Source organism: Paenibacillus sp. J31R109, from assembly GCF_059692055.1.
Window position 1 is genome coordinate 124,860 of the sequence record NZ_JCAUAR010000005.1, and the last position, 13,656, is coordinate 138,515.

5 protein-coding genes are annotated in these 13,656 nt (G+C 49.1%); 4 read left to right on the top strand and 1 reads right to left on the bottom strand.

Annotation, left to right across the window (positions count from 1 at the left end; genetic code table 11):
* The first annotated feature begins 26 nt into the window (after window positions 1-26).
* From AC58QT_RS15810 to AC58QT_RS15825, 4 genes are all read left to right on the top strand, one after another.
* Entirely contained in the window at window positions 27-3,539 is a 3,513-nt protein-coding gene (locus AC58QT_RS15810; RefSeq protein WP_497409828.1) for a right-handed parallel beta-helix repeat-containing protein, read from the top strand.
* A gap of 170 nt (window positions 3,540-3,709) precedes the next feature.
* Window positions 3,710-6,061: a helix-turn-helix domain-containing protein gene (locus AC58QT_RS15815; protein WP_497409829.1), complete on the top strand. Its 2,352-nt coding sequence runs from the start codon at window positions 3,710-3,712 to the stop codon at window positions 6,059-6,061.
* Window positions 6,062-6,203: 142 nt separating this feature from the next.
* Window positions 6,204-7,895 (top strand): DUF4091 domain-containing protein, encoded by a 1,692-nt coding sequence (locus AC58QT_RS15820; protein ID WP_497409830.1) that lies wholly within the window; start codon window positions 6,204-6,206, stop codon window positions 7,893-7,895.
* Complete coding sequence (locus AC58QT_RS15825; protein WP_497409831.1) at window positions 7,852-9,183, top strand: Gfo/Idh/MocA family protein; 1,332 nt, start codon at window positions 7,852-7,854, stop codon at window positions 9,181-9,183. Before AC58QT_RS15820 ends, AC58QT_RS15825 begins: the two co-directional genes overlap by 44 nt.
* Window positions 9,184-9,520: 337 nt before the next feature.
* Here the strand turns inward: AC58QT_RS15825 and AC58QT_RS15830 are convergent, their stop codons facing one another.
* Window positions 9,521-13,639 carry an OmpL47-type beta-barrel domain-containing protein gene (locus AC58QT_RS15830; RefSeq protein WP_497409832.1) on the bottom strand — a complete coding sequence of 1,373 codons (4,119 nt, stop codon included), beginning with the start codon at window positions 13,637-13,639 and terminating at the stop codon, window positions 9,521-9,523.
* Window positions 13,640-13,656 lie beyond the last annotated feature (17 nt).

A 13,656-nucleotide genomic window follows, 5' to 3' on the forward strand; every position in this document is an offset into this window, starting at 1 on the left:
TATGGATGATAAAAGGAGGCTAACTAATGAAAGTAAAGTCTTTATGCCGCTTAAGTCTAATCGCTACAATGAGTTTTGCCATGGTGATGGGAGGATTGCCAGCAGGTCCGGTTTCGGCAGCGGGAGTTACTTACTACGTGTCGCAAGCCGCAGGGGCCAGTGATAGTGCGCCTAATGACGGAAGTTCGACGAAACCGTACCGTACTATTCAGAAATGCGCCAGCATCGCAGGCCCAGGAGACACTTGCCTCATTGCCTCAGGTATTTACCGTGAGACCATCACACCAACAAATAGTGGTACCTCTGGTTCGCCGATTACAATTCAGGCAGTTTCTGGCGCCAATGTTGTGGTTAGCGGTACAGATGTAATCACTGGAACGTGGACATCCGCAGGAATTGCCGGTACACCGTCGGTGTACAAAGTGCCTTTCACTAGGAGCTCGCTTTTAGATAAGACCGAGGAGCAGTTCTTTATTGTTAATAAGGACGCAAACGGTTATTTGAGCGGGGATCCGACCTTGCTCTGGGAAGCACGTTGGCCAAACATTACAGCGTACAACTTAAACACGTTAAAAGACAAGATGGCTTACATGGAATCAGCTACGAATATGACGACCTATTATACAGTCACAGATAGCACTTTGCCCAACATCAATTGGGTTGGAGCTTCGATCTGGGAGCGTGGAGGAGACGCCTACACCGGGCAAACTTCGACAATTACCGCTTTCAATAATGCAACGAAAACGCTTACAATGAATCCAGTCACAAACGACCAATCGTATTACTCACCTCGGCAAGGAAGTACGTATTTCCTTTCTGGCGTATTAGGAGCGCTTGACGTAGCAAGTGAGTGGTATACAGATGCGACGAATCTGTATCTATGGGCTCCATCTGGCGGCGTTCCTGCTAATGTTGAAGCCAAGACACGTCAAACCGCTTTCAACCTGAAAGGTAAATCCTATATCACGATCTCCGGCATTCGAACTATGGCGGCGAACATCTTGATGGGTACGGTCGGTAGTACACCGTCCACCTACAATGTGCTCGACAAGGTAAAAGCAGAGTATTTGTATGTCTCCGATTACAGCCATGGAACTTCAATCGAGAGTCAGCGCGAGCGGGGCATCAACATGGTAGGGGATTACAATGAATTGAAAAACAGTACGATCGCCTATTCCACTGGAACGTTGGTGCATATCGCGGGCAAAGGCAATCGGGTCGTGAACAACAGTATCCATGACGGTAGTTTCATGGCCACGCACGATTCGCTCATCCGTTTATCTAGCGGAACCGAGAACGTGATCGACCATAATGAGATCCGCGATTCCGGGAGAGGACTGCTATCTATTTATGGAGGTAGCGGAGTGATCAGCTACAACGATATGAATCGGGGCATGAGGCTCTCCCGAGACGGCGGCCTGATCTACGCGTGGGGATCCGAGCTTGCTAACACTGAAATCCACCATAACTGGATTCACGACAGCAAAGGGGACGACACAAGTGTTGGCATCTATTTTGACAATTACACGGAGAACGCGATCATTCATCACAATGTCATCTATAACAACGATACGGGGATTCAGATGGGGGCGCCAGGTAATTTCAAGCTCGCCTACAATAACACGATTGTCAATAATGATAAGAGCATTGGGTTTCACGGTGCGGCTGGATACCCCGATGAGTTCTACGGCACACGCTTTTACAATAACATTATGACGGATAAGGCTTTTGCGATTGATTCGGATCGTAAGCTGTTTCCTACACCCGTCGCCCAGGGCTACAACACCATCTCGCCCGTTGGTCTGAACTTCGTAAACCCGGCAGGTGCCAACGGCAATGATTTCCGTCTGCAAACAGGCTCCACAGCGATTGACAGCGGGGCGGCGATTGCAGGCATTACCAGCACATATACTTGGGGCGGTACCGCACCTGACGCTGGTGCCTACGAGTTCGGGGGAGGGTCAAACAGCTCCAACTGGATTCCATCTTACAATCACTCCAATTATCCTTCTTCACCAGCTTGGCAGTTGATTGACACACCTTACATGAACCGTATTAAGAATAGCGCATTCGAGAAGGGGTTAACCGATTGGTTAACTTGGTCGTCAGCGGGTACTGAAACTACGGTTGGTTCTGACACGCAGTATGCCGTTCCTGCGTCTCCAATGCCGGCTAGGCCGAATTGGATTAACCGTGGTAAGAATAATAAGTTACGTCTTGGCGATGGGGCCAGCCCTGCGGGAGGATCAACGGTCGGCGATGGCATAGAGCAGTCGATCTCAGGACTTAAGCCGAATACGGCCTATACGTTCTCCGCTTGGGTTTACAATATCCCATTGGATCCTAACATAACGACACCTGTTTCAACTGAAACAATATTACTCGGAGCGGAGAATTACGATGCGTCCGCACCGACGATGCCCAAAGTTTCGTTATCTACGACCAGTGGGCAATATGTGCGTAAGGATTTGAGTTTTACTACAGGATCCCTTACGGATGTAAGCGGAAACGCAATCAAACCGCGTGTGCAAATTTACAAAAATAAGTCTTACGCTTATCATTTCTCCTTCGCGGACGACGTTGGCTTGATCGAATCTGCGCCGTTCAATTCAGGACTTAGCGATGGCACCAACCTAAAAGATGTGGCTTTCGCCAGTGCGCCAGCAACGAGCACGACAGCGGGAGCAACAGGAAGCTTGACCTTGAATGGCACGCTTCAGAATGGTAGTGCAGCTAGCTGGACAGGAGCGACAATTACATTTGCTTCGAGCGATCCTAGCGTCGTGAGTATCACCAGTTCCTCAGGTGGTACGGTCAATTACACGGCAGCGGGGGCAGGTCAAACGACCATAACCGCGGTCGCACGTAAAGGGAACATCGCCAGAGCGACGAGTCAAATCGTAACCGTGTATCCGGTTGGAACACCCGCTGTAACGGACTTCACTGCCAAAGCATATGGAACAAATGGAAGCGGGTTTACGACGTTCAACAGCACCACGAATACGTATACACTTGTCGGCAAAGGGGATAACATTTGGGGTACTTCCGACGACTTTGTTTTCCTGAATAAATCCATACTTAATTCCAATACGGCTGGTAACAAAATTACGCTGAAGGCGAATGTTGAGTTCAGCTCGTATGACCCAGGTTCAATCGGTCTGATGTTCCGTGAGCAAGACACTGCTGGTTCCGAGCATGCAGAGTTCCGAATGGATGGAGCAGGCGATATCCTCCGACTTGTGTTCCGGAATGCAGCTTCGGGATCAACTGATCTAATCAACCATTACAAAACTGGCGTGAAACTCATACCTGCTGCAACAGGTGTGGTGCCTCGCCTAATGCCGATCATGTTGACTAAGGAAGGGAACGTCGTGAAAGGGTATTATCTGGACGGCAACAATTACATTATGTTCGGCCAAACGACGGTCAACTTCCCGGACGGTGCCAACATTCTTGCGGGAATTGCGTTATACTCCAGCGCCGGGCGGCCTGATGCGAAGGCGGTCATAACGGATCTGCAGCTCACGCGTAATTACTAACCGCAGGTCCTGTTACTCAGCGTACACCCTTCGGTTATCCGAAGGGTGTATCTATCTATGAAAAGGAAGTAAGCCTTCCATGTTGAATTATGTAAAGATCAGGCTGACCGTGGATTGAATGCCGGGGAGATTGGCACTGAAAAGGAACTCGTGGATGAGGGGATGCACCGATGAATAACTACTTGCGGAAGTATCGGGAACGGAAATATTTCATGCGTATCATTCTGTCAATCAATCTGCTCATTATATCCGTTATGTTGGCTTCTTTGCTGTCCGCTTTTCTGTATTCGAAGAAGATCAGCTTGGATTCGCAGCAAGAAGCTAACGAGAAGGTACTTTCTCAGATTAACTACAACATCTCTTACATGAATGACACCGTGAAAAATTTCGCGATCTCCATGTTTTATGATACGGATATGGCCCATCTGCTATTTAGCGGCGAACAGGACACTTTTGAAGATACCAACCGCATAAATAAATTGACCAAGACGATTGCGTATAATTCCTTTATTCACTCCATTGTCATCTACAATAGCAAGCGAAGCATGTTCTTTACCAGTGGTGACGACGCGATCACGAGCTCAACCAGCAATCTCATGAATGGAATCGGTGAATTTCTAAGCGGCGGTAAGCCGATTTTCAAAATGCAAATGATGCCGCTCCGCTACGTCCCTGATCTCAAGCATCCGGAGCGCTCTCAGCAAGTATTCTCCCTGTTTATTTTTGACTCTCTAGACGCATATACGAAGAAGGAGAGCGCACTGATTATCAATGTCAAACCAGAATGGCTGTTTGAGAAGCTGGAGCTGATGAACAGGCAGTCCACGAACAAGGCCAACCGGATTTTCGTCTTGGACCAGAATAAAGAAATGTACAGTCCTGACGTTCAAGCTGACCAAGATCTGGGTGATCTGAAGAACGAGGTATATCGTCAGATTGACGCCTCCAAACGTCAGGTTTCTCAATTTACATATACGGCTAACGACGAGAAACAGATTGTGAACTACATTGTTAACCGTTCGGTCAACTGGGTGATTCTCGATGTCGAACCCTATGTAGGCGTGCTCGCAGCGGTCGATCAACTGAAGGTCGTCTTCATCACAGTCGCCGCTATTTGTCTCGTTCTTGCGGTCGTTGCCTCCTGGGTCATCTCAAACCGACTCTACTCGCCGATTAATGGGCTGCTCAAACAGACGAAGCGACTCCCTGGCGGTGAACCGGATCAGACGAACGAGCAGGATGAGATCAGCTACATTTCGCATATCTACAATCATCTGATCGAGAAGCTAATGACCGAGCAGACGAAGCACGATAGCAATGAAGCGATTATGCGCTCTTATTATCTGCGCAAGCTTGTGACAGACAGCGGTGCTTTCTCATCGGAGGAATGGGCCGAGTGTGTGCGAGGCGGATATGTGAACGTTGATTTGGAAAAAGCTTGCATCGTAGGTGTACTTAAACTCGATCGTTACGAAGACTTGAAAGAAAAAATGCTCGGTGTGGATGTGAATTTGCTGAATTTTGCTGTGTCTAATATTATTCGGGAGGTAATTCCGGAGGAGTTGCGCGGAGACATTGTCGACATTCGGGGAGAGCACCTGGTATTGGTTTTCGAAGCTGGCGCGCGCCCGGTAGAAAGCTACATAGCTATAACCAAGCTACTGCAGCAAGCTCAGCAGATTATCGGCGATTACTACCACGTTACCTTCACGACAGCGCTCGGGGATGTCGCGTCTCATTATCGCGAGTTGACGTCACGTTATGAGAAAGCATTGGATTACCATCTCTACAAAATGAATTTTGGGCACGGCTCCGTGATCACGCCGGAGATGGTGAAGAGCAATCTCGCCAATGTTGAGGCTCACATCCCACTTGAACTCGAGCGGAAATTCGCGGAGGCGATCAAGGCGAGCCATCCAGATAGTGTCGTCCAGGAACTGGAGCACCTGCACAAATTGATCGCTGGGATGAGCTCCGACGCTGTTGTGCAGTCGGTTATTCAGATCGGCATCTTGATCAAACAAACGGTCCGTGAAATTAACCAGAACAAGCTGTCACCTCTGCTTATCGATCTTCGCTCCATCGATCGCCTCGTATTCGAGAAGGAAACGCTGGACGAAATTTTTGCGGAGTTCGGTGCCATCCTCAGTGCGATTTTTGAGGATCAGAAACGCGGGACGGAGTCGAAGGACCATTTTATCATCGATACGATTAAAGATGTCATTCAGGCGAATTACTCCAATCCGAATTTGAGCCTGCAAGAAATTGCCGATATGCTTCGGATGTCATCAGCGTATGTCGGCCGGATTTTCAAAAAACAGGAAACGATCTCAGTGGCGGATTACATCAATGAAATTCGACTGTTGAAATCGGTCATGCTGCTTGAGAACAATAATCTGCCGGTGAACGAGATCTCTGAGAAGGTTGGATTTAGCTCGCCAAGCTATTTCTTCAAGTTGTTCAAGAAGCGTTTCGGTACGACACCGAAGGATTACCGCATCAAGAAATCGCTGTCATTGTAGACAAATAGGTTCACAATCTTCATCGTGCATAAAAGTTCAAATTGTTCATTGTTTTGGTGAAAGAAAGTGCGAATCTTGCACTTTCTTTTGCTTTTTCAGGGGGTTACGCTGATGCTAGGTCAAGAGACAAAGGGGATTTCACATGCAGAATGTATTTGAATTCGAGACACGCAGTCTCCATTCCTTAGTAAAAGTGTTTCCGGACGAAGAAATTCGGGATGAGTCATATTCGCAAGGCTCCGCTTTACGCGGGGAGACGTTTACTTTTCAGATTGCTTATCGGGCGCCTGCATTGACCAAACCGATTCTGGTGAGCGTCAGTTCTACCTTACATGATGGGGTAATTACTTTGCGAGAGGTTGGCTTGGCGCCTTCAGAACTCCCTTGCCAGCGCCGCCATGACGAGAATGTGCTGCGGGTCACACCAGGCCTTTATCCCGATCCGTTGTACCCTATCCATGGAGAACGAGGTGTTGTGGGGATTCATTATCAATGGAGATCCATCTGGGTCACTGTCGAGTTGGATGAAGAGACTTCAGCAGGAGAGTATGCCATCACGGTGCAATTTGCAACGATGGCGGGGGAGATGCTCGGCGAGGAGAGCTTTCATCTAGCGGTCCTTCCTGCCGTGCTGCCGTCACAGACGTTAATTCACACAGAGTGGTTTCATGCCGACTGCTTGGCGAATTACTACCGGGTTGAGGTGTTTAGTGAGGCACACTGGGAGCTGATTGAGCAGTATCTGCAAACCGCCGTGCGTCATGGCATGAATATGGTGCTCACGCCGCACTTCACACCACCGCTGGATACTCAAGTTGGCGGCGAGCGCCCGACGGTCCAGCTTGTGGATGTTCGCAAGGAAGCAGACAGCACATACGAATTTGGATTCGATCGGCTGCTGCGTTGGATTGAGCTATGCGATCGGGTTGGGATTCGCTATTTTGAATTTTCACATCTGTTCACCCAATGGGGAGCGAAGCACGCACCGAAGGTGGTGGCGATGGAGCAGGGAGAGCAACGTCGTATTTTCGGTTGGGAGACTGATGCGACTGGAGAGGCGTATAAGTCGTTCCTCGGTCAGTACCTGTCTGCTTTGATGGTGTTCCTTCGTGAGCAAGGTCTTGAGAATCGGTGTTATTTTCATATATCAGATGAGCCCTTGCTTGAACATATGCCCTGGTATCGCAGCGCAAGCGAGTTGATGCAGGCACACTTAGGTGATTTTCCGATTATCGATGCGCTGACGAATGTTGAATACTATGAACAGGGACTTGTGAAGGGGCCGATTCCAGCGAACGACCACATCGAACCCTTCCTCGATCGTAGGGTGCCAGATCTATGGACGTATTACTGTTGCGTACAGTACCGGCAAGTTTCTAATCGATTCTTCAACATGCCGTCTGCTCGCAATCGAGTGATCGGTGTTCAGCTGTATAAGTTCCAGATTGCCGGCTTCTTGCATTGGGGCTATAACTTCTGGAATACGCAATATTCGCTGCAAGCGATCGATCCGTATCGCGTGACAGATGCTGGCCGCAGCTTCCCATCTGGCGATGCCTTTCTGGTCTATCCTGGGGAGGAAGGACCGATAGAATCGATCCGCATGGAAGTGTTCTATGAGGGCTTGCAGGACCTTAGAGCGCTGCAGCTGCTGGAAAGCTTGGTCGGGCGTGACCGCGTGCTGGCGTTGATTGAAGAGGGACTGACAGAGCCAATAAGCTTTAGTCGGTATCCGTCAGATGCCGAATGGCTGCTAGGGCTTCGTGAAAGAGTCAATCGGGAGATAAGCATTGCTACGGAGTCAAGCAGAGAGGGAGAGAGTTATGATAGCTGAAAATAAACCAGTAGAAGTCATCATCGTTGGTGCAGGCAGTCGCAGTATGAATTACGCGAGCTATGCCCTTAAGCATCCAGAGCAGATGCGGATAGTTGGGGTGGTAGACCCTAATCCGCTTCGGCGCGCGCATACGGCTGAGCGCTATGGATTAGCGGAGGACATGGTATTTGCCGATGTGGAATCGCTAGTTGCACGGCCGAAGCTAGCGGATGCAGTGATTAATGGGACCTTGGATGCGCAGCACGTATCGACGAGCCTCCCACTGCTGCAGAAAGGCTACGACCTGCTGCTAGAGAAGCCGATCGGGATCGCAGAGGACGAGGTGCTGGAGCTGCATCGCACGGCGCAAACGTACGGCCGCAAAGTCATGATCTGCCATGTGCTGCGGTATGCCCCGTTCTACGTGGAGCTGAAGAGGGAGCTGGAGGCAGGGACAATCGGGGACATCCTTCACATTCAGACAGAGGAAAATGTGGACTTTCACCACATGGCCACGGCGTTCGTTCGTGGCAAATTCGCGAACAAGGAGCGAGGAGGCTCGTCCTTCCTCATGCAAAAATGCTGTCACGACCTAGACCTCATCACCTGGTTCCAATCACAGGTGAAGCCGGTCAAGGTGAGCAGCTATGGCGGCCGCTCGTATTTTCGCGAGTCGCGGGCTCCAGAAGGGTCTGGCTCCCTTTGCTTAACCGACTGCGCAATTGAAGAGAACTGCGTGTACTCGGCGAAGAAGCTGTACGTGGAACAGCCGCTGTGGCCGGTTTACGTGTGGCCACGTTACCTGGACGGCGTGCGGCTCAGCGACGATGAGAAGCTAGAGAGCCTGCGCACAGACAACCCTTTCGGCCGCTGCGTATGGCGGTGTGATAACGACATTGTCGATCACCAGGCGGTTATTATGGAATTTGAGAACGGAAGCACCGCTGTTCACAATCTGGTGGGGGGAGCAGCGAAAGCCTGTCGCACCGTGCATATTACGGGAACGAAGGGCGAGATTTACGGTGAGCTCGAGGAAGGTTCTTTCGTGGTGCGTCAACCGCATCTGCGAGAAGGCGGCGTATATAGCGAGCACCGGGTCGACATTCCGGTCAGCCGGGATATGCATGGCGGCGGTGATCACCGGCTTGTAGAGGATTTCGTGCGGGTCGTGCGAGGAGACACTTCCGCCCAATTTTCCACGTCTTTGGAGCATAGCATCGTCGGACACCTAGTCGGATTTCGAGCGGATGCTTCCATGGAAAGCGGGCAATCGTTGGGAATTGATTGGAGCAGCTTGATGCGATAGAGTAAGTCCAACAGTTCAAAATGTAAGCACACTATACTGACGTTCAGATATTTAGCGTTACGAAAACACCTTATTTGCTCGTCAGGTAGAAATTTGGGATGATTAACGTTATGGCTGGCGCTATTTCATCTAAATGGCTGAATTTCACTCATTTCGAATGAAATAGCGTTTTTTTGTAACGCTATTTTTACGAGAAACATAAATTTGGGACAAATAGCTTCATGGCAGAACCTTATTTGGTATCGCATATGACCGATCGATAACTAGGGGAGTCAAAACACCAAAAGTAAAGGAGCTTAGCGTATCATCGCTTAGCTCCTTTACTTTCTCCTGCCGCTTAGTTCCCAGCCATATTACGAGGAACGGTGACAACACTGGTAGCAACCTTTTTATTACCTGCGTTATCGGTAGCCGTGTAGGTGATCGTGTACGTACGATCTTTCTCGGCTCTCACACTGAACGTTGTAGCAGATGTACCGATGGCCGCTTGAATGTCGCTTGGGCTGCTAGTCGGGTCGCTACAAACGATGGAGGTCAATATGACCGAAGCCACGCCTGAATCTGCATCGGTTGCGTTTACTGTGGCATTAATGGCGATCATCTTTTTGTTTGGCGGCCATATCACGGTTTTGTCCAGCGTGACGGACAAAGTAGGAGCAGTTACATCATGGCTGCCAATCAAGATAGTTTTGATTGGTTCCGCATTGCCTGCTTTATCGACAGAACGATACTGAACCGTAGTTGTACCCATTTGTGGGACGATAATAAGTCCTGCATACGGTGTCCAAGCTCCGTTGCCACCGATTTGATATTCAGTTCTAGCGACACCTGATAAATGATCCGTTGCTGAGAGGGCTATTACCGTAATCTGTGTCCCATAGACAGCCTCAGCTACTGTGACTGGAGCACTCAGATCTGTCAGGAAGCCAATGCTCGCTTGCTTCGTAACAGGCCCTAAAGTAACGGAAGCATGAATGGAAGTAATGCCTTCGCCTGTTGCAGTTACCAGTCCATTGTTATTCACTGTTGCAATTGCGTTATTGTCGCTTTTGTACGAGATCGTTGCTTGGCTCAAGTCGGCAAGCGAACCATCTGTTACATAGCCTGTAACCGCTATGGCAGCTGGGCTTCCAGCGCCTACAAACATTTTATCTGCTGACAGTGAAACGGAATCAAGTACATCTTCAACTTCGATGTCCAACTGCGAGATCACAGCTTTCACCGGAGGCTTGCCGCTTCCTGAAAACATACCAATTCCCGCAAGGAAGTCGGTTCCTTCGAACTCTACCGTAGTGGAACCAATGGATAACCATTGCGATTCTTTCAAGTAATAACCGGTGACCAAGTTACCTTCCTTGATTAATTTCATCTGGAACGGCGTGTTGATGCTCTTGCCCGCATAATCTAGCAGCAGGCCTGTTTGTGAACCCCAGTATTTCTGCTGGGCAGGTGGATTTTGTGAATCCAGAATACTCTCATTATTACGGAATACATAACGAAGCACCTTACCCGTACCGTCCGTACGGAACTGAACATGCTTGGAATCCACCGTATCCTTGGCGCGGAACATTAAGCCGACTGATGCCGGATCCGCGTAGTCGAAGGAGTCAATCGTTGCGGTAAACGTAACTTTTGCACTAGGATCGGTGAGATGAACGTTTTTGCTGAGGTAAACGAAATCATCCGCCTGGCCCCATACATTGTCTCCAACACCTACTAGCGAAGAGTTGTTATTGGAGTCTGTCGTAACAAAGCCCTTGCTATGAGTGCCGTACGTCTTCAAATCCCAGCCTGCTGGCCCCGTATTCGATCCCGCTGTAGGGAAGACCGTCGAGATTTGAGTTGTTGCTTTCGTAATGCCGTCTTTGGTGACGGTTGCCGATACAGTGACTTGACCCGGTGCAAGGGCTGTCACAGAAGCGGCGCCATTGCTGACACTATTAATACGTAGTACTTGCGGGTCACTGGAAACCAACTGGATATCTGCAGTAGACAGATCTGCCGGCAAGCCATTTTGTTGTGTACCCGTCACATTTAAGATTCCCTGCTCTCCAACTGTAAAGAGATTTACCGGTGTCGTGAATTGGACGTCTTTCAAGAAGGTTTGGGCTGCACCTGCATTAAATGGTGTGTTCTCAATTAAACCTGTATCATCTGCATAGGAGAGACCTACAGCTGAACCAGGCTTATAGATGCGCACGCGTGCATCGGTATTGGTTGGACCTGTTCGGAATGTAATTTCTTTGCGCACAAATTGCGTATCTTTTACGGTCTGATCGATTGCAGTTCCACCAAAGTTAAAGACACCGAGTACGATAGACTCACCTGGCTCATTGTACACCCAAGTCACGAATTTATATTCGGTATCTGGTTTAAGACCATTGATTTTTTGTTCCACACCGGCTCCGCCAGGCCCTAATTTCAAGCGGAATTGTCTACCACGTACTTGCCAGTCTGGAGTGGCCGGTACGGATTGAACATCCGTAGTGCCGTTGGTCGTCCATTTCAACCAGCCATCGGTAGTCCCGTTAAAGCCGCTGTTCGTAATCAAGTTCATATAGGGTGTATTGATTTGGGTATAGGTTACGCTTGGAGGATTGGTGAAATTCGGACCTGCCGTCCAATTGGTTCCGCTGTACTCATAAGCCCCTGCATCCGGGGCAATACCAACGAAACCGTCCGTGACGCCTTTAATCTCTGCCCCTGTGTTAATGGCCGTTGATCCGGCATTTATCCGGTAATCATTCGCAGCTGGATTCACAAAATTCAAGCCGACGCTCGAAGTCGTGTTATAACCGTTTACAGTATCCGCCGTTAAGGAGACACCGTTTGTAAAAATGTTGTTATACACCCTAGATCCAAATAACTCCTGGTTATACGGTGGAGATCCCCAGTAAGCTATGCTGTTGGTTCTAGAATTCACAACCGTGTTGTTATAAATGAGTCGGTAGTTGCCTGGCGTATTCATCTGGATGCCTACATCGTTGTTGTAGATGACGTTATGATGCGCCACCACATTGTTTGCATAGTTGTCAAAATAGAGACCGACGCTCATATCGGTTCCTTTACTGTCGTGGATCAAATTGTGGTGGATATCGGAGTTGCCCATATCAAGCCCCCAGCTGTATATCAGGGCTCCGTCACGGGAAAGCCACATCCCATTAGAAATATCGTTGTACGAAATCTCCCCGCTGCCAGATCTCCAATAAAGATTGAATCTTCCAGAGTCTCTGATTTCGTTGTAGCTGATCAAGTTGGCGGTACCGCTAGTAAGCTTAACCAACGGATCGTAGGAGGCCATATAGCTGCCATTATGAATAACGTTATTCACAATGCGGTTGCTGCTCCCATCAATATTGATAAGTGTTCCTGAGGAGTAGCCAATCTTACTGTTCTTAATTTCGTTATTGTTTCCGACGATGCTAATTCCGCCATTTAGCTGATCGGCATTTGTTGTGTTTTGCGAATAGTTCGAAAAATACACATAATCCGCTTGAATGCCATCCAAAACGTTATTGTTCGAACCGTTCATCGTGATGTTAGCTGCAAAAGTGCGAATTCCCTTCATTTGAATAAAGGATTTTCCGTTTAAATTAAATGCGGTTTTGCGCTTTTTAACTTCAACGTTTGCAGGAACACCGCCATCCGGTGCCCATAGATAAACCTTCTGTGCGGCCTCATCCACAAACCACTCATTCGGAGCGTCCAAAGCGCCTAATACACCGCTAAGGAAGTACGTACTTCCCAATCGAGGGTACAATTCCGCATAATCGCCTGCAATCGGTTCATAGGTGAGGGTGTGGGTTGCACTATTATAGCTTGTCACCTTGCTGGTCATGCCTTGGTAAGCATTTCCACCTCTTTCCCAGACTAGAGCGCCCTTCCAAAAATCAGTAGGCTGCGTAATGCTGGAATCCACAATCGTTGTGGCTGATCCTGCATCTGCAGTTGCCGTACCTGCTTTTAAGCCAGGAAGCGTGTATTCGGTAATATTGGGCCAACGCGCTTCCCAAAGCGGAGCTACAGCTGAGCCATCATTAACGAAAAGCTGGTTCTCTTTTCCAAGGCTCCAAGGCAGATCGGCTTTATATATCTGTCCTGCGTGTTGCGTCCACCCGCTGATCGGCTCGGTACCGCTTACAATTACAGTTGCGCCTGGGGCAGGCTTAAAGGTAATGGGCAGACCGTTGCTGCCAGACGCAGCCGGAGTTACCGTCTCACGATACGTCCCTGATGCGATAACGCATGTGTCACCGGGGAGCATAACTTGGGCACATTTATTGATGGTTTTAAATGGTGTCGCCTCAGAGTTCGCAACTGCGGCATCATTTCCGTTTGGAGCCACGTAGTAGGTCGTTGCAGCTGCAAATGCGCTTGGTGCAGGCAGGAGCCCGCCGACTAAACCTAGCGTCATTGTTAACGCCAAGCCATAACCAAGCTTTGTTTTTTTTCGCATTACACAGTCCTCCTTGA